The organism is Vreelandella sp. 162(4c) (genome assembly GCF_058152265.1).
On the sequence record NZ_CM176981.1, the window covers coordinates 983490 to 1001957 of the forward strand.

Annotated in this window: 14 protein-coding genes; 5 read left to right on the plus strand and 9 right to left on the minus strand. The window is 55.9% G+C overall.

Going from position 1 to position 18468, the window contains the following annotated elements:
• Nucleotides 1-83 precede the first annotated feature (83 nt).
• Both AC4EYZ_RS04430 and htpX read left to right on the plus strand, forming a co-directional pair.
• Nucleotides 84-1331, plus strand: a complete 1248-nt coding sequence (locus AC4EYZ_RS04430) for a pyridoxal phosphate-dependent aminotransferase (RefSeq protein ID WP_022520410.1) — start codon at nt 84-86, stop codon at nt 1329-1331.
• A gap of 95 nt (nt 1332-1426) precedes the next feature.
• Nucleotides 1427-2332, plus strand: a complete 906-nt coding sequence (htpX, locus tag AC4EYZ_RS04435; RefSeq protein ID WP_022520411.1) for a protease HtpX — start codon at nt 1427-1429, stop codon at nt 2330-2332.
• 70 nt (nt 2333-2402) lie between these two features.
• On the opposite strand, the gene pdxB is transcribed toward htpX, so the two are convergent.
• A complete protein-coding gene (pdxB, locus tag AC4EYZ_RS04440) occupies nt 2403-3566 on the minus strand; it encodes a 4-phosphoerythronate dehydrogenase PdxB (RefSeq protein ID WP_022520412.1) in 1164 nt (387 codons plus the stop codon).
• Between the two features lie 84 nt (nt 3567-3650).
• Here pdxB and AC4EYZ_RS04445 point away from each other — a divergent pair, with 84 nt between their 5' ends.
• Nucleotides 3651-3932 (plus strand): hypothetical protein, encoded by a 282-nt coding sequence (locus tag AC4EYZ_RS04445; RefSeq protein WP_022520413.1) that lies wholly within the window; start codon nt 3651-3653, stop codon nt 3930-3932.
• A gap of 41 nt (nt 3933-3973) precedes the next feature.
• Here the strand turns inward: AC4EYZ_RS04445 and AC4EYZ_RS04450 are convergent, their stop codons facing one another.
• Nucleotides 3974-4309: a glutaredoxin family protein gene (locus AC4EYZ_RS04450; protein ID WP_474192248.1), complete on the minus strand. Its 336-nt coding sequence runs from the start codon at nt 4307-4309 to the stop codon at nt 3974-3976.
• Between the two features lie 12 nt (nt 4310-4321).
• Nucleotides 4322-6559 (minus strand): bifunctional 23S rRNA (guanine(2069)-N(7))-methyltransferase RlmK/23S rRNA (guanine(2445)-N(2))-methyltransferase RlmL, encoded by a 2238-nt coding sequence (gene rlmKL / locus AC4EYZ_RS04455; RefSeq protein WP_490204138.1) that lies wholly within the window; start codon nt 6557-6559, stop codon nt 4322-4324.
• A gap of 351 nt (nt 6560-6910) precedes the next feature.
• Between rlmKL and rmf the strand changes: the two genes are divergently transcribed.
• Complete coding sequence (rmf, locus tag AC4EYZ_RS04460; RefSeq protein WP_007111057.1) at nt 6911-7120, plus strand: ribosome modulation factor; 210 nt, start codon at nt 6911-6913, stop codon at nt 7118-7120.
• A 124-nt stretch (nt 7121-7244) separates the two neighbouring features.
• Here the strand turns inward: rmf and AC4EYZ_RS04465 are convergent, their stop codons facing one another.
• From AC4EYZ_RS04465 to AC4EYZ_RS04485, 5 genes are all read right to left on the minus strand, one after another.
• Nucleotides 7245-8261 carry a quinone-dependent dihydroorotate dehydrogenase gene (locus tag AC4EYZ_RS04465; protein WP_022520416.1) on the minus strand — a complete coding sequence of 339 codons (1017 nt, stop codon included), beginning with the start codon at nt 8259-8261 and terminating at the stop codon, nt 7245-7247.
• Between the two features lie 106 nt (nt 8262-8367).
• Complete coding sequence (locus AC4EYZ_RS04470; RefSeq protein WP_490204139.1) at nt 8368-13191, minus strand: NAD-glutamate dehydrogenase; 4824 nt, start codon at nt 13189-13191, stop codon at nt 8368-8370.
• A 158-nt stretch (nt 13192-13349) separates the two neighbouring features.
• Nucleotides 13350-14474 (minus strand): tRNA (uridine(54)-C5)-methyltransferase TrmA, encoded by a 1125-nt coding sequence (trmA, locus tag AC4EYZ_RS04475; protein ID WP_027959675.1) that lies wholly within the window; start codon nt 14472-14474, stop codon nt 13350-13352.
• A gap of 46 nt (nt 14475-14520) precedes the next feature.
• Nucleotides 14521-15372, minus strand: coding sequence for a glutamate racemase (gene murI, locus AC4EYZ_RS04480; RefSeq protein WP_035538518.1), 852 nt, complete (start codon nt 15370-15372; stop codon nt 14521-14523).
• Nucleotides 15373-15458: 86 nt separating this feature from the next.
• Nucleotides 15459-16004: a hemerythrin domain-containing protein gene (locus tag AC4EYZ_RS04485; RefSeq protein ID WP_009288045.1), complete on the minus strand. Its 546-nt coding sequence runs from the start codon at nt 16002-16004 to the stop codon at nt 15459-15461.
• A 297-nt stretch (nt 16005-16301) separates the two neighbouring features.
• Here AC4EYZ_RS04485 and AC4EYZ_RS04490 point away from each other — a divergent pair, with 297 nt between their 5' ends.
• Nucleotides 16302-17636, plus strand: coding sequence for a replication-associated recombination protein A (locus AC4EYZ_RS04490; protein ID WP_022520419.1), 1335 nt, complete (start codon nt 16302-16304; stop codon nt 17634-17636).
• Between the two features lie 102 nt (nt 17637-17738).
• Here AC4EYZ_RS04490 and lolA read toward each other — a convergent pair whose 3' ends face one another.
• Complete coding sequence (lolA, locus tag AC4EYZ_RS04495) at nt 17739-18404, minus strand: outer membrane lipoprotein periplasmic chaperone LolA (RefSeq protein ID WP_009288044.1); 666 nt, start codon at nt 18402-18404, stop codon at nt 17739-17741.
• Nucleotides 18405-18468: the final 64 nt, after the last annotated feature.

Below are 18468 nucleotides of genomic sequence, written 5' to 3' on the forward strand. Positions count from 1 at the left end.
ACGATGGCTTGTGGACGCTGTTTTTAGTCACTCATGCTTTTTGGACACTTTTGGGCCTCTAGCTACTTTTGGACAGACACCTCATGGATACCCCGCAGTCGCACGAATCACAACCGTTAAAGAAATCTCATAAGCTGCACAATGTCTGCTACGACATTCGCGGCCCGGTACTCGACCACGCCAAGCGCTTGGAAGAGGAAGGTCAACGAATTCTCAAGCTAAACATTGGCAACCCTGCGCCCTTTGGTTTTGAGGCGCCGGAAGAGATTCTCCAGGATGTGATGCGCAACCTGCCCACGGCCCAGGGCTACTGCGACTCCAAAGGCCTCTACTCTGCCCGTAAAGCGATTATGCAGGAGTGCCAGCGCAAACAGATTCCCGGCGTAGGTATCGAAGATATCTTCATCGGCAACGGCGTCTCTGAGCTGATCGTGATGACCATGCAGGCGCTGCTCAACGACGGCGATGAAGTACTCATTCCCGCGCCGGACTACCCGCTCTGGACCGCCGCCGCCCACCTTTCCGGTGGTCACGCGGTGCACTACCTATGCGACGAGCAGGCGGACTGGACGCCTGACACAGCGGATATTCGCGCCAAGATCACCAGCCACACACGTGCCATTGTGCTGATCAACCCCAACAACCCCACCGGCGCGGTGTATCCACCCGCCGTGGTGAAAGAGGTATTGGCGATCGCCAAACAGCACAACCTGGTGGTGTTCTCAGACGAAATCTACGACAAGATCCTTTATGACGGCGTCGAACATACTGCCACGGGCGCACTAGCGGACGATGACCAACTGGTCATCACCATGAACGGTCTCTCCAAAAGCTATCGCTGTGCAGGCTTTCGCTCGGGCTGGATGACTATCTCCGGCACCTTGGCCAAGCTAAACGCTCAGGACTATATCCAGGGGCTGAATATGCTGGCCTCTATGCGACTGTGTGCCAACGTACCCGCCCAGCACGCGATTCAAACCGCGCTGGGGGGCTACCAGTCGATCAATGATTTAATCCTGCCCGGCGGGCGGCTGTTGGCCCAGCGAGACATCACGGTGGAGAAACTGAACGCAATCCCCGGCGTCTCCTGCGTAAAACCTAAAGGCGCGCTGTACGCCTTTCCACGGCTCGACCCCAAGGTCTTCAATATCAAAGACGACCAGCAGATGGTGCTGGATCTGCTGCTACAGGAAAAAATCTTACTGGTACAAGGCACGGCCTTTAACTGGCCAGAGCCGGATCATGTGCGCATCGTCACGCTGCCCTGGGCCGACCAATTAGGCGATGCACTCGACCGTTTTGCCAACTTCTTGTCACGCTATCGGCAGTAGCTTTTGTAGCCATGACTTGAAACTGCCATGAACAGCACGTATCTAAGCCATTAATCTAGTAATGCTTCGATGAACTTTAGGGGAGAACCTGCACCATGATGCGAATTCTGCTGTTTTTAGGCACCAATATAGCGGTCTTGCTGGTCGCCAGCATTACCCTGCGCCTGCTAGGCGTAGAGGGTTACCTGCGCGGCCAGGGCATCAACTTCACCAGCCTGCTGATTTTCTGCTTTATTTTCGGTATGGCGGGCTCCATTATCTCGCTGTTTATCTCCAAATGGATGGCTAAACGCAGCACCGGCACGGTGATTATCGAAACGCCCTCCAACTCTACCGAACAGTGGCTGTTGGACACAGTGGCTGAGCTCTCCCGCGAGGCGGGTATCAAAACCCCGGAAGTGGGTATTTTCCCGGCTCAGCAGTCAAACGCCTTTGCCACGGGTTGGAACAAAGACGATGCGCTGGTAGCCGTCTCGGCAGGCTTAATGAATCGCATGCGTCCAGAAGAGGTGCGTGCAGTACTGGCTCACGAAATTGGTCACGTCGCTAACGGTGATATGGTAACGCTGGCGCTGATTCAGGGCGTGGTGAACACCTTTGTGATGTTCTTTGCCCGGGTCGTGGCGCATCTAGTCGATAACTTCCTGCGCAGCCGCAGCGATGGCGAAGGCGGCCTGGGCTTTATGGGCTACTTTGCGGTGGTCATGGTCGCTGAAATTGTGTTTGGTATTCTGGCCTCGGCTATCGTCGCCTGGTTCTCGCGCTACCGCGAATACCGCGCCGACGAAGCCGGTGCGCGCTTAGCGGGCACCAACGCGATGGTCAGCGCCCTGGCACGCTTGAAAACCGAAACCGAACTGCCCGACCAAATGCCGGATACGCTGCGCGCCATGGCGATCACCAAAGGCCAAACACGCTCGCTGGTGGAAAAGCTATTTGCCAGCCACCCGCCGCTGGATGAGCGCATCCGGGCGTTAAAAGAAGCCGCTTATCGTCAGTAAGTTTTCTCTGCTGTTTATACATTTAAGGCCCGCATCTGCGGGCCTTACTGTTTTTCACTACTTTTTTTCACTACTTAGCTAGTGTTACTACAAACCCTGCCCCACGCAGCATGCCCTCTAGCGCTACCGCCTCCCCTGATAGCTGCACATTGAGCGTGGCGAATTCACGCCGCAGCGGGTAGTTGGCGCGGCAGTCATCAAAGCCTTTACGCATTCCATAATTCAGCGTTTGGCGCTGGAGAGCATCGTGATCACGACGCACGTCATATACCGCTCTCATACAGAGCCGCAGGGCGTCTTCCGGGGGAAGTGCGTGCTGCAGATGCAGGGACGCCAGCGCAGGCGGCGGGCAAATATCAGCAAACGTGAGATCGCTTGACTGGCCGCAGTAGCGGGCTAGCGCCTGCTCAATCATCCAGGTACCGCGCAGCTTGCCATCTAGGCTATGCCCGGCAATATGCGGCGTTGCCAGAGAGACCAAATCACGCAAGCCAGCGTCAATATCGGGCTCTTCCTCCCACACATCCAGTATGGCACTGATATCGCCCTTGCCCGCAAGACGACTACGCAGCGCTAAACCATCCACACAGTCCCCACGCCCCGCATTCAGCACTACGCTACCTGGCGCCAGCTCATCGATACGCTGGGCGTTGAGTAGCTGATAAGTCGCGTGCGGGCCTTCACGGGTTAGTGGTGTATGCAGGCAGAGCACGTCACAGCGCTCGATCAGGGCGCCCAAGGAGTGAAAGCCTTGCTCAGGCTCCTCTTCTGCCCTCTCTACAGCTGCCTTGGGCGGGTCACAGGCCAGCGTTGCCACGCCCATGGCGGTTAGCCGCGCCTGCAGCCGGCTGCCGACATTGCCCGCCCCCACAATACCCACGGTACGCTCGCTAAGTACCCAGCCATCGCGTTCCGCCAGCGTTAGCAGGCCGCTTAGTACGTAATCAACCACCGCTTCAGCGTTGCAGCCTGGCGCACTGGCGAAGGCAATATCGCGCTGAGCGAGCGCTGCCTGATCGATATGATCGGTGCCGATGGTGCAAGTACCAACAAAGCGCACGGGGCTATCGGCAAGCAACTGATCGTTGACCTGGGTAATGGAGCGGACGATGAGCGCATCGGCGTCCTGAAGGTGGGCGGCGTTTATCTCCCGCCCTGGCACGCGGATGAGCTTACCGAAATGGCCGAAACAGCGTTCGGCAGCGGGGATATTGGCGTCGACGACAAGTTTCATAGGCGTTTTGGTATCCGGGCTTTACAATACGCCCGCGACGGCTTGATGGGCAGGCGTGTTTAAAGGGTATTTAAGGAGAGTGTTGTGATCGTACGCTGGGAAACCAACCATGACTATGTGTTGGTTCATATTCACCAGGATATGTTTGGTGACTGGATTTTCAGCCGCGCCTGGGGCCAAATCGGCACTCAGTTTGGCGGTCTGAAACATCAGCTAGCCGATACGCTGGATCAAGCCCATATGTGGCTGGAGGACGAGACCACTATCCAGTCCTCACGAGGCTTTCGCAAGGTGCTGGAAGTGGCCGACCATACCCCCGAAGGCCAAGAAGCCATGCGTCAACTATCGCTACTGGACGTGATGTAAACCACTCGAACCCAGCCATGCACTTGTTAACCACGCACTTGTTAACCTAAGAAACGCCGCCCATGACGCTTATGGGCGCCTTTCGGCGGCGTAGTGTCTGGCGGTACTGTGAACCCCGCCAGCGCGTCTTCATCCAGCCAGCCGCGCTCGCGCAACCATGCACTTAATCGCTCCAGCTCAAAGCCACGATCCAGCTCATTGCCGTCACCATCCACCAGCACCGGTATCCGCAGGCCGTAGCGCTCAACCAAGGCTTCGTCGTCGCTAATCTCGATGTGGTGCAGCCACACCTTTTGATTCGCTAGTGCCGCCACCAAAGCCTCTAACTGGCTGCATAGGTGGCAGCCCATCGTTGTGTAAAGCGATAGCTGAATCATGCAAAAGCTCTCTTATGACGCCTTATGACGAAGTAAAAACACGTGGTGCAGGTTGGTGCGCCGCTGGAAATCGGGGTCGAAGCTACGCCCGGTGATATCCTCAACAGCGTAATGCTCGCTAAGCGCTTCATCGAGTTTAAAGCGCCGCTGGTTATTAGAAAACACCAAGGTTCCACCGGGTGCCAAGCGCGCCATGGCGAGCTCCACAAGCCGCGGATGATCACGCTGCACGTCGAGGGTATCACGCATTTTCTTCGAGTTAGAGAACGTCGGCGGATCCATAAAGATCAGGTCAAACTCAGCATTGGCGGTTTCCAGCCAGCGGAAACAGTCGTCGCGCACCACTCGGTGCAGTCGTGTATCGAGCTTATTCAGCGCAAAGTTGTCCTTGGCCCACTCCAGGTAGGTGTTGGACATATCCACGCTCACACTGTCGCTGGCGCCGCCTAAGGCGGCCTGCACCGTTGCTGTGGCGGTGTAACAGAACAGGTTTAAAAAGCGCTTGCCGCTGGCCATTTCGCCCAGCATCCGACGTACCGGGCGGTGGTCAAGGAATAACCCGGTATCCAGGTAGTCGCGCAGATTGATCCAGAGCCGTGCCTTGCCCTCTTGCACCTCAAAACGCTCGCCACTAGCGGCACGCTTCTGATACTGGGCGCTGCCGGTTTGGCGCTCGCGGCGCTTGATATAGATTTTACTGGCGTCAACGTTAAGCGCCTCGGGCATGACTTCCAAGGCATCGTACAAACGCTTCTGCGCTTGAGCCGGATTGATCGAACTGGGCGCCGCGTACTCTTGCACGTGCACGCGGTCACCGTAGCGATCTACCGCTAGTGCATACTCGGGCATATCGGCATCATACACACGATAGCTGGTCTCACCACTCTGCTTCAGCCATTTCTTCAAGCGCTTCTGATTTTTGATCAGCCGATTGGCAAACATCTGGGCATTGTCTTGGTTTTTGTGAACAGCTTGCTCTTCGCTAGCCTCTTCACTAGGCGTCGCTACTGCACTGTTCTCGTTCTGAACGGGCTTTGTATCGCTCGCGGCAGGCGGATGCTCGGCGCCACCAATCTCCATAAGCAACAGCTTGGCCTCCAGGGCACCGTTTTTGAGTGTGTACTGTTTGTGCGCACGCATACCCAGCCGGTGGCCTAAATCCGGGTTGCCAGTAAACACCGCCAGGGTCCAGCCGGGAAACAGCGCTTTGGCTTTATCACCTAGCTGGGCGTAGAGACGCACCAGTTCGGGCAGCTCGCCCAGCCGCTCGCCGTAAGGGGGATTGGTGATCAGCAGGCCGCTCTCAGCAGTCAGTGTTTCGGGACGCGTCAACTGGGCAAGGCTCTGCCCATGCAGGGTAATCAAGGCTGGGATGCCTGCCCGCATAGCATTGGACTTCGCCGCCGTAAGCGCCGCGGGACTCTGGTCGAAACCTAATAGCTGGGCTTTGCAGCGCTTGCGACCAATCGACGCGCGCGCTTCGGCTTCACGCTTCTGTTCCCGCCACGCTTCGTCATCGTGCCCTGCCCAGCCGTGAAAGCCGAACCGCTCGCGGTTCAGGTTAGGTGCTTGATCAGCGGCCATCATGGCGGCTTCGATCAGTAACGTGCCTGCACCACAAAGCGGATCAATCAGCGGTTCACCGGCTTTGAGGCGCTCAGGCCAGCCTGCGCGCACCAGCAGCGCGGCGGCCAGATTCTCTTTTAGCGGCGCATGGCCTACATCCCGGCGATAACCGCGACGGTGCAGGCTTTCACCAGAGAGATCCAACCCAATAGTCAGGTTCATCCGGTGGAGGTGGGCGTATATGCGCAAATGTGGGGTTTTAGTATCAACGTTGGGACGTTCCTGCCCTGCCAGTTGAAGGGCATCAACTACGCCGTCCTTAACGGTCTGGGCACCAAAACGGGTGTGGCGAATATGTTCGCTGCGGCCGTGGAAATCGACCGCCAAGGTGTTACCCGGCGCCAGGTGCTGCGTCCAGGCAATACGGGCAACCACATCGCGCACTTGCTCAGCGGTATCGATCATCGATTCGCGTACCAGGGTCAAAATGACCCGGTTAGCTAACCGCGACCACAGGCAGACACGATAAGCGATCGCTTGGCTGGCAGTGAAATAGACGCCCGCCACAGTGGTTTTACCCGGCGTGGCGCCCAATGCCACTAGTTCATCGTGAAGCAAGCCTTCAATGCCTTTCGGGCAAGTGGCTAGCAGACTCAAGGGGGCGTTTTGATTCAACTCGGTCATGATAATAACGGCGCGTAAAGGCGCAATATTCCTGTATATAACAAATGAGTTTACGTTTTATGACAAATTGGTAGTCGACAGATGACCCCATCATGGTCTAACAATAAGAGAGTAGCTACTGAAAAACGCATGCGTTTCTTGTCAGGGTCGGTTCAAGACCAGACCTATGGCGTATAAGTGTTCTTTGTAAGAGATTGCCGCTCGGCTCGTTCCGCCCGTGAGTGCCAAACAACAGGGCTGAAGCGGCGTCTCGCTCTTGAAGCAAGCTCTCGGAATAGTGGTTGTTGTTGATAACATAAGTCGATAACACCCTATTTCTTATCAAAGGCTTTCGTGAAAAGAGGTTAGCCAATGAAACGGCAAAAACGTGATCGCTTCCAGCGGGCTTATGTCCACGGCTACAAAGCGGGTGTATCGGGTCGTTCTCGTGACGACTGTCCCAGTCAAGATATCAATTTACGCGAATACTGGATGAGCGGTTGGCGTGAAGGTCGCGGCGACCAGTGGGATGGGATGACCGGCATCTCGGGCATCCACAAAAATCCCTTAGTCATGGCCTAACGTTTTATTTTTCAAGGTTTTAAAAGAAAAATTTTAAGCGAGAGGTTTTCAATGAGCCCACTTTTTCAAGTGGGCTTTTTAGTGCCCCTTTATGCCCACACTGCTTCGCTAATCATCTTCGCGCTCAACCTTTAGCTTTCAGTGCCCTCGCGCATTCACCGACCAGTTTAGGACCTTGATAGATCAACCCCGAGTAGAGTTGCACTAAATCAGCTCCCGCCGCGATTTTGGCCTGAGCAGCAGCAGCACTATCGATCCCACCGACACCTATGATAGGTAACGATGGTAGATGCTCACGCAGTTGGCGAATGACGCGATTGGATGCCTCGAAGACCGGTTTCCCAGAGAGCCCTCCAGCCTCCTCCGCTTGTGAGTCACCCTCTACCCCCGCGCGGGAAACCGTTGTATTGGTGGCAATCACGCCATCAAGTGCATTGCGCTGAATACTTTCTGCCATCAAGGCTACTTCTTCAGCGCTCATATCCGGGGCTATCTTAATCAGCAATGGTACGTTGCGGCCCGTTTGGTCATTGAGCTCTGAGGCTCGTGCTCGAATCGGCCCCAACAGCGCATCCAGCTGTTCGCCGAACTGTAGGCTGCGCAGCCCAGGGGTATTCGGTGAAGAGACGTTAACGGCAATGTAATCCGCATAAGAGTGCACCGCGTCTAAGCATACCAAGTAGTCATCCAGCGCGTGTTCTACTGACGTCGTCAGGTTTTTACCAATATTAATGCCCACAATGCCGCCGTAGTGGCGCTGTTTGACCTGCTGGATCAGGTGCTCAACCCCTTTGTTGTTAAAGCCAAAGCGGTTGATGATCGCCTCATGCTGCGCTAAGCGAAATAGCCGAGGCTTAGGATTGCCTGGCTGCGGCTTAGGCGTGACGGTACCCACTTCGACAAACCCAAACCCCAACGCGCCAAGGGCATCCAGGTGGTCGGCGTTCTTGTCCAACCCAGCGGCAAGACCCACCCGATTGGCAAATCGCAGCCCCATCAGCTCGATAGGATCATTCACCTGCTGACCAAACAGGCGTGCTACCCCACCCACCCGATGCAGTGCATCCAGAGCGCTCAAGGCCATCCCGTGAGAGGTCTCTGGGTCAACGCGAAAAAACAGCGAGCGAGCGAGGTTGTACATAGCGGATCTCTTGAAGCGGAGGCTGAAAACGGGCATCAGTATAACGCAATAAAGCGCGCCCTGGTGGAGAACCAGGGCGCGCTTTTTTAAGTGGATTAGGGTACGTCTACGCTTCGCTATCGCTCTCGGCAAGATCTACCAGCTCGCGTACCGCCACGGCGAAGAGCGCAAAGCCTCCTTCACTGCCACCGCGCACCTCTTCAATAAGGCGGCACCAGCGGCGATGCAGACCGGCGTGCTGATCCAACCACTGCGCAACCCGCTCTTGGGTATCGCGGCTGCCGGCGTCGAGCTTCAACACGCTGGTGGTCAGTGCCAGCTGCTGACGCTCAATGTCGTCGCGGAAAGTCTCACGAGCCTGAGCCTGCCAGGCGTCGCGCACTTCCAGCTGGGTTACCTGCTGAATCATCCACGGTAGCTCCAGGCGGCTGCCAATTTCGTACAGCACTTCCGCCACCCGCTGGGGTTTTTCATTGGTCAGGCGCGCCGCCTGGATAATACCCAGCCCCGCATAAAGGCTTGATGACGCCGCCACGCTGGATGCCAGTGCATCTGGCACACCCGCCTCCAACAACTCGTCACGACGCGAGTTCCAGGCGCCAAGCTCTTCACCACTGAGTAGCTCACCAATACCTTCCTGCAACTGCGCCAAGCGAGGAGCGAAGTACTCAATGGTATCTTGTGTCGAAAGCCCTAAGTGCTGACGCACAAACCAGCGCGTGGCACGGCGGATCAAGCGCATCAGGTCAAGCATCATCGAGTACTGAATGCGGTTGGGCACCTGATTATCGAGGGCTTCAATTTGCGCCCATAGACTGGGCAAGTTAAAGCTATCACGGGCCACGATGTAGGCTCGCGCAATATCGGCACGTCCCGCTCCAGTGGAGTCCATCAGGCGGCGTACAAAGACGACCCCCATATGATCGACCAAGTCGTTGGCGACCTGTGTCGCAACGATTTCACGCTTCAGACGGTGCTCGTACATTTCGTCTTTAAAGCGCTCGACCAGCACTGATGGGAACAGCCGCTCCAGGTGGCGGTGAATATATTGATCGTCCGGTACGTCAGAGGTGATCAAGTCGCCTTTCAGGGTGCTCTTGGCGTAGGAGATCAGTACCGACAGCTCCGGCAGGCGCATCCCTTGATTGTTGCTGGCCCGCTCTTTGAGCACATCATCGGTAGGCAGGAATTCCAGCTCGCGGTCAATCTGTCCGGCAGCCTCCAGCTCGCTGATAAAACGGCGGTAAGGGCCCATTGACTGGTCGGAAAGGGTAGCCGATAGATCCAGCGCCTGACTTTGGCGGTAATTATCCAGGATCACCAGATCCGCCACCTCATTGGTCATTTCCGCCAACAGCTGATTGCGCTGTTTCTCGGTCATGTCGCCGCGCTTGACCACTTCATCGATCAAAATCTTGATATTGACCTCGTGGTCGGAGCAGTTCACCCCACCGGCGTTGTCAATAAAGTCAGTGTAAACGCGCACGCCTTTGGCGGCGGCTTCCATTCGTCCGCGCTGGGTCAAGCCGAGATTACCGCCCTCGCCGACCACACGGCAATTCAGGTCATTGCCGTTGATGCGCAGGGTGTCGTTGGCTTTATCGCCCACATCCGCATCGGTTTCGTCGGAACCCTTCACGTAGGTACCGATACCGCCGTTCCAGATCAAGTCCACCTTGGATTTGAGCATGGCGCGGATCAGTTCATTAGGCGACAGGCGCTCTTCCTTGATACCAAATACCTGCTGCATCTCCGGCGTGATGCTAATCGACTTGGCGCTACGGCTAAAGATGCCGCCCCCAGCGGAGATCAGCTCCTGGCTGTAGTCTTCCCAGCTGGAGCGTGGCAGAGCGAACAATCGCTTTCGCTCGGCAAAGGACGCCTCGGCGTCCGGGTTGGGGTCTACAAAGATATGCAGGTGGTTGAAGGCACCCACCAGTTGGATCTTGTCGGAAAGCAGCATGCCGTTGCCGAAGACATCTCCGGCCATATCGCCGATTCCCACCACGCTAAACAGGTCGCGCTGGGTGTCGAGATCCAGATTTTTGAAGTGGCGCTTAACTGATTCCCAGGCACCGCGAGCGGTGATGCCCATTTTCTTGTGGTCGTAGCCGTTAGCACCGCCAGAGGCAAAGGCATCACCCAGCCAGTGGCCATACTCAATGGAAATTTCGTTGGCGATATCTGAGAAGGTAGCGGTGCCTTTGTCGGCAGCTACCACGAGATAAGCGTCGTTCTCATCGTGGCGGACAACATTTTCCGGCGGCACAACATCGCCGCCCACCAGGTTATCAGTGACATCCAGCAGCGCACGGATAAAGATTTGGTAACAGGCAATGCCCTCTTTCTGGGCGACATCGCGACTGGCATTTTCCGGCATGCGTTTACAGACAAAACCGCCTTTAGCACCAACCGGTACGATAACGGCGTTCTTAACCTGCTGCGCTTTCACCAGCCCCAACACTTCGGTACGGTAATCTTCAAAGCGATCCGACCAGCGCAGGCCACCGCGGGCCACTTTGCCGCCACGCAGGTGAACACCTTCCACCCGCGGCGAGCAGACAAAAATTTCAAACATTGGTCGCGGCTTGGGCATGCCGGTAACCTTGGAAGGCTCCAACTTATAGGCGATGTAATCTTTAAAGCGCCCACCCTCAGCCAGTTGGTAGTAGTTGGTGCGTAGGGTGGCGAGGATCAGCTCCATAAAGCGGCGCAGTAGCTGGTCATCGTTAAGGCTGGCAACTCCTTCCAAGCGCTCATTTAAGCTCGCGATGCACTCGTCGGTGGCGTGGCTCTGCTGCTCAGGATCAAAACGCAGGCGGAATAATTCAACTAACTCACGGGTAATGGCAGGATAGTTGGCCAGCGTAGCAGCGATGTAATCCTGGGACATGCCGAAGCGGATCTGTTTGAGGTAGCGGGCGTAGCCGCGCAGCATGGCCACTTCGCGCCAATCCAGCCCAGCGCCGATAATCAGGCGGTTAAACGCATCGTTATCGGCCTCGCCGGTCCAGATGCGCTTGAAGGCTTCCGTGAATACATCACGCATATCGCCCAGGCTGACATCCGCACCGCTGTGCTCAAGCTCAAAATCGTGAATCCAGTAGCGCTGTTCAGGGGCGTTAATATCGTAGGGGCGTTCACCAATTACGCGCAGGCCAAGGTTTTCCATCATCGGCAGCACGTCAGAGAGCGGAATCTGCGATTCACGGTGGAACAGTTTCAGGTTAACGCCACCACCCTGTTCTTCTAGTGGCCGATAGAGCGACAGCGAGAGGTCGTTCTCGCTATCCAGTGTCAGCAGGTGCTGAACATCAAACACCGCGGTGCGCGCAGAGAAGTCTTCACGGTAGCTGGCCGAGAACGCCTCGCGGAACCGATCCATCAGGTTGTTGGCGCGCTCTTCACCGAAGCCTTCGATCATGGCGTTCTGCAGCTCGTCACGCCAGCTGCGCGCCAGCCGTGACACTTTGCTTTCCAAACGCTTGAGGTCATAGTCGCTGGGCGCGTCGCCATTAAAGCGTAAAATCAATTGAATACGCGCCAGCACCGACTCAGATAAATAGGTATTGAAGTCGCCAAAGTGGGCGTCTAACTCGTCGCACAACACGTTTTGAATCCGCTGACGCAGATCCGTGGAGAACACGTCCCGGGGGACAAACACCAGGCAAGAGTAGAACTTGCCGCTGATATCGGCGCGGATAAACAGCCGCACCTGGCGGCGCTCGCGAATATTGAGGATGCCCAGCGCAGTGCTGGCCAGTGACTCGGTATCGATCTGAAAAAGATCATCCCGGGGGTAAACTTCCAGCACCTGGAGCAATTGCTTGCCGTTGTGACCCTGGGGATTGAATCCGGCAATATCCATCACCGCTTTTAGCTTACGGCGCAGCAGCGGGATATTGCGTGGCGATTCGTTATACACCGTAGAGGTAAACAAACCAAAGAAGCGCCGCTCACCAATTACATTGCCGTCGTCGTCGTAGCGATCAACGGTAATGTAGTCAGGGTAGGTAGGACGGTGCACCCGAGAGTGATGGGCGCTTTTGGCAAACGATAGTAGCTGCGGCACCAGCACATAATCATTGTGCTCATCCACCCCCTCTTCGGTGCGAATACGCTCGCAGTAGCGCGGCTGATCCAGGCGGAAGACGCCCAGCACGCTATCTGCGTCACGCTTTAACTCGCTGCCTTCCAGCAGGTACTCGTCGTAGCCCAGGAAAGTAAAGTTATCTTTGAGCATCCACTCTAAAAAGGCAATCGCCTCTTCGTGGTCGTCAGGATCGATCTGCGGCGGGCAGTTTTTCTCGAGTTCTTGAATCGAGGCGGTGATTTGCGAACACATGGCGTCGAAATCGCCCACAGCGGTACGTACATCGCGAAGCACGTCATTTAGGTTGCTTTCGATTTTCTCAAGCAACGCTACGTCGGTGTGCCGGTCTACTTCGATGACAATTAGCGACTCGCGCGCTTCTGGCGCGTTTTCTGCCCTGGGCGAGGCCAGCGCCTGCAACTGATGGCGCTCATCACGGGCGACCGCCAGCACGGCGTTTTGAATGGCGTGTACCGTCAAACCGCGGCGGTTGAGCTCGATACGCACCGAGTCGACCAAAAACGGCATATCTTCATGGAGAACGGCGACAAAAGTATGCGTCGACTGCCAGCCGTGCTCTTCAAAATCAGGGTTAAATACTCTTACCTTGGGACTTTGTGGGTCGTGATGCTGCAAAAACTGCCAGACCGACAGCGTTGCGCCATACAGATCGTCCAGGCGACGATCCACTAGGTCTTCCACCGGCACGGTGGCATAAAAGTGCCGAGCAAAAGCGTCCACAGTGGCGGCGCGAGCGGGGTCTAACCGCGCGTGTAGCCGCTCCTGGAGCTGCTTCAAAAGATCTTGCCGACTCTCTTCAATCGCAACGTAGTGCATCCATCACCTCGACTGCCTAGGCCATTAAACGGCCAAAAAACGAAGGACAATAGGCCTTTAGGCCAACATAACGGCTAGCTTACGCTACCTATCGTCGCGTCCCTAATCACTTGACGTGTTGTTCATGGCACATACCGTTTACGCATTAGGTCGTATGCTTACTCGCCTGTCCGCCGCTTCAACAGCACTCCACACTCACAGTGGTCGGTAAACGGAAACTGGTCAAATAGCGCAAAGCGTTCTATCCGATGAGTGTTGGTCAGTATGGTCAAGTTTTCAGCTAACGTGGCTGGGTTGCATGAAATATAGACGATTTGAGCGTACTCGCTGAGTTGTTCACAGCTCTGCTCGTCTAAACCAGCACGGGGCGGGTCGACCAGCACGGTGGAAAAATCGTACTCTCCCAGCGCCATTTCCGCCACGCGACGCCCGGCTTTTTCGCCCTTCAGCGCCAGCGAAAACTCCTCCGCTGACATACGACCAATCTGCGCGTTCGTTACCCCATTGGCTTCCAGGTTTACGTTGGCGCTAGCCACTGACGTGCGGGAAATCTCTGTGGCCAGCACGCGGCGGAAGTTATCCGCCAGGGCAATGGTAAAATTGCCATTACCGCAATAGAGTTCGACTAGGTCTTTCTTCGCATTACTCTCCTGCTGGCCAGCGGTGACTTCTCGCGCCCAGCTAAGCATTTTCTGGCAGATATGCGCATTGGGTTGGGTAAAGCTGTTTTCGACCTGCTGGTAGTGCAGCGTGCGGCCATCCACCTCTAGCCGCTCCCATACGTGGTCTCGGGTAAGTACGATACGCTGCTTGCGGGAGCGGCCAATAATCATAATACCCAGCTCAGCCTCCAGAGCGCGGGCTTCGCGCTCCCACTCATCGCCTAACGGGCGGTGGTAAATCAGCGTTATCAGCGCCTCACCTGACAGCGTGGTTAGAAACTCTACCTGGAACAGCCGCCGACGCAGCTCATCACAGCGAAGGCAAGCTTCGCGTAGCTGCGGCATTAGCTGATTGATTCGCTCACTGGCGACTGCGTACTGATCTAACCGAATCACCCGCTTGTTCTTCGGATTCTCAGGGTCTACCTCGAACATGGCGTAGAAGAGGTCGTCCTCTTCGTGCCATATGCGAAACTCGCAGCGCTGACGGTAATAGCCTGGCGGCGATTCAAACACTTCTAATGCCGGTGGTTGAAAAGCGGCAAAGGTACTTTCCAGATAGTCGCGTTTGGCGGCTAGCTGCTCAGCGTAGCGTTCAGGTTCTACAACGGGGATAGCCAAGGCTGCTCCTTTGAATAATTCGATCAGCAATAGTAGTAAATAGTGCTCAGTCGCCCACATTAAGCAATTGGGACGCCTTAAACCCATAGCGGGCTAGACCAGCGGTCAGATTGGCAGCAGGGGCAGTGGTAAAGCAGCGGCCATCCTGCTGATCACTGTTTAGCTCAGAAACGACTTGCGAAACCCGTCGGGCTATCGCATCGCCGGAGTCGACCCAATGTAGCGGCACGGGGGCCAGCTGCGTCAGCCAGGGCTTTAGCAGCGGGAAATGAGTGCAGCCCAGTACCACTGTATCTAGCTCTGGGGTATCCAGCGCCTGATGAGCAGACGATAAACAATGCGCAGACGATGGAGGTGCAACGGCGTGCCATAACGGTGCCAGCGCCGCCTGCATGCGATCAATATTGGGGGTGACACCAGCCAGGTATGCTTCCGCCTCGACCACCAAGGCATCGGCGGCGACGCGAGTAATCACACAGTCGCTGGCAAAACTATCAATCAAGCGCTGGGTGTAGGGCCGCCCTACCGTGGCCTTGGTGGCTAACAGCCCAATATGGCGTGTCTGGCTAATCGCTGCGGCAGGTTTGATAGCAGGTACGGTGCCCACGACAGGGATCGCCAACTGCTCGCGCAAGTTTTCCAGCGCCAGAGTGCTCGCGGTATTGCAGGCGACAACCAAAACACTCGGCTGGCACGCTTCCACAGCGGAACGACATACCGCCACAATGCGGTCGGTCAGGGCTGCATCTTCGCGCAGCCCATAGGGCAACCAAGCATTGTCGCAGGCATAGCACAGGGCAGCATCAGGGTAGTGTTGGCGCAGCGACTGCGCCACCGACAGGCCGCCGACACCGGAATCAAAAATTAACACGGGGCCTTTCCTGACTCTGCCTATCATGGCTCTGCCTAAAAAAAACGGAGCCGCTATTTTAGCATGCTCCGTCATTTTATTGATGCCCCGTAGCGGCCACTTGTCCGCTAGCGCTATACCACAGGCACGTCAGCACCACGCAGTTCAGCATAGAGCTCGGGATAAGCGTCCTGTAGGCGCTCTAGCTCTTTCTCTGCGCCTTCGGGGAGCGCCTGACGCAGCTCGTCCATATCTTCCTCGCTAAAGTGCTCGTCAATCAGCGGGAACAGCCCCTCGCGTTCGTGACGCAAATAGGCACGATGCGCTTCCAAATAATCTTTCAGGTCGTCGGCAAAACGATCCATCGGAATGATGTTATCCATTAACACCATGTCAATGTCGTTGGAGAGGCGCTGTAAGCGCGGCTTTAACTCACGATAGTCATTCGCCATCTGTTCGGTCAGGGCAACGTGCTCTGGGGCCTGGGTTTGCAATCGCTCCACGCAGACGCGTTCCAGAGGGGCTGCAAAACCATCCATATAGGACAAAATATAGTCGACGACCTCGCGCATAAGCTGGAAGTTGGGCCGCTCACCTTGGGCAAGGGTTTTCTGCTTAAGCTGCAGCACATGGAGTAATCTCGCCATGTTGGCATGATCTAGACGCAGTTGGTTTAACATCGAACTGTCTCCTTTATTGTGTCATGCCTACCGTCGAGCCTTCGTGATTGACGGCATGCGATAATAAGCGCGAGGTAACAAACATGTTGTGTCGCTAAAACATATCGTAACCTGAGCGTGTCGTAACTAACGGGGGTTATCAACAACAGTTATCATGAACAATGCCCCTCTCAAGCTATCCTCGCAAGTGTATCTTTCTGATAGGTTACGTCTAAGGTAGTTCTCTAAGACGCAGTTTACCACCTATACTTGTTGGCAATTTGTTGCTCAACGTACTGATTTATAACGGAAGCTTACATGGATCTTTTTGATAGCGCTCAGGCGACACCGGCTGACGATGCTCCGTTAGCCTTTCGTATGCGGCCACGCCAACTGGACGATTACGTGGGCCAGCAAGCGCTGGTGGGGCCAGATAAACCCCTACGTCGCATGGCGGAGTCAGGCATTGTGCGCTCAATGATTTTATGGGGGCCGCCAGGGGTTGGCAAAACCACGCTGGCAGAGCTGTTGGCCCGAGCCTCCCAGGCCCATCTGGAGCACCTCAGCGCGGTGATGGCCGGAGTAAAAGAGATTCGCGCTGTGGTGGAGCGGGCCCAACAGATGTCCTCCACGGTTATCCTCTTTTTAGATGAGATTCATCGCCTCAACAAGAGCCAGCAGGACGCATTATTGCCCCACGTGGAGTCGGGCCTGTTAACGTTGATTGGTGCCACCACCGAAAACCCCTCCTTCGAAGTCAACTCGGCGTTGCTATCCCGTGCGCGGGTATATGTGCTGAAATCGCTTACCCATGAGGAACTGATCACGGTGATGCGCCAGGCACTCAGCGACGTAGAGCGAGGGCTGGGCAAGCGTGACATTCAGGTTGATGACGAAGTATTAACTGCTCTGGCCCACGCTAGCGCTGGCGACGCACGACGGGCGCTGGGATTACTGGAAACCGCTTGCGATTTCGCTACTCAGGAAGCAAACGGCGAAGTACTGCATAAAGAGGTACTCGCCGATGTGATCGGCCATCAGGCCAGCGCCTTCGATAAGCAGGGGGACGCTTATTATGATCTACTTTCGGCCATTCATAAGTCGATACGCTCTTCACGCCCTAACGCAGCATTGCTGTATATGGCCCGCTTTATGCAGGGCGGCGGTGACCCGTTGGACGTAGTGCGCAGACTGACCGCGATTGCCTCAGAAGACGTCGGCAATGCTGACCCTCGCGCGCTACCGCTGGTGATTGCCGCCTGGGATGCTTATTTACGCCTGGGCGATTACGAAGGCCAGCGGGCAATTGCCCACGCGGCAATTCATTTAGCAGTGGCGCCCAAGAGTAACCGCATTGACCGCGCCTGGAGTGAAGCCAAGCAGTACGTACGCCAGCAGCCCCAGGTTGAGGTACCGACGTACCTGCGCAACGCGCCCACTAAGCTGATGGAGCAGTTGGGTCATGGCGAAGGCTATCGCTATGCGCATAACGAACCAGACGGCTACCCGGCGGGAAGCGCCCACGACTGCTGGCCTGAAGAGCTGCCTAAAGCCACCTTCTTCAAGCCAAGTGCCTTTGGTCAGGAGAAGCGCTTTGGGGAAATCATGGCATGGCGGGAAAATCTTGACCAGGAAACAGATCAGGCGCCCTAAGGCGCCTGATGGTTAAACCAGTGGCAGGTTTAACTGCCACTCTCCAGCAATTACTTATCTTTAACGACTGACTCCTCACACCTTACCATTCACGCTTCACCCTTAAAGCTCTTCACGAATAACATCGGTGCCTTCGGGAATTTCGAAATCAAACATGTCCTCAGCAATCTCGCCATTGAGGGTAATATTGCTAAAGGTGATGGCGGTGCGCTGGCCGGTACTGTCCATCATCCACAGCTCGGTTAGCGTATCGGCATCGAACACCATGCTTAGCTCTTCGAACAGCGTATCGGCCGAGATAGGCACTAGGGTAAAGACATCTTCTCCCCCGTCCTGCTCGTAGAACACCTCATAGCTTTCGGTTAAATCGTCCACGCTTCCCGACAGCAGTAACGCAGGGGTATGGGTTACTCGATCGTCCATCTCTTGAACGGTGACTTGTTCAAGGTCGGGATCGTACATATACACATCATCGCCGTCAGAGACCACGGTTTGAGAGTAAGGCGCTTCCACTTCCCAACGCAGCATACCGGGGCGAGACAGCCACATCTCACCACGCGCGCTTTGGAGGCGTTCCCCGCTGCCATCAAGAATTTGCTGCTCAAAATCCGCTTGATAACGCTCAAGCGGATCCAGCCGTTCAGTCAAACGCTCGGCAGCATCGTCTGCCCAAGCGGGAGCACCAAAGGTTAAACCCAAGGCACTTGCCGCAAATGCCAGTGGCGAAGCGCCCATTGCTGAAGTGCGTTTTGTTTGCGTATCGCGCATATAATCTCCCTAGGCAACCGTTGCCCGGTAACTGTTGCTCAAAACTGTTGCTTAAAAATCAAGC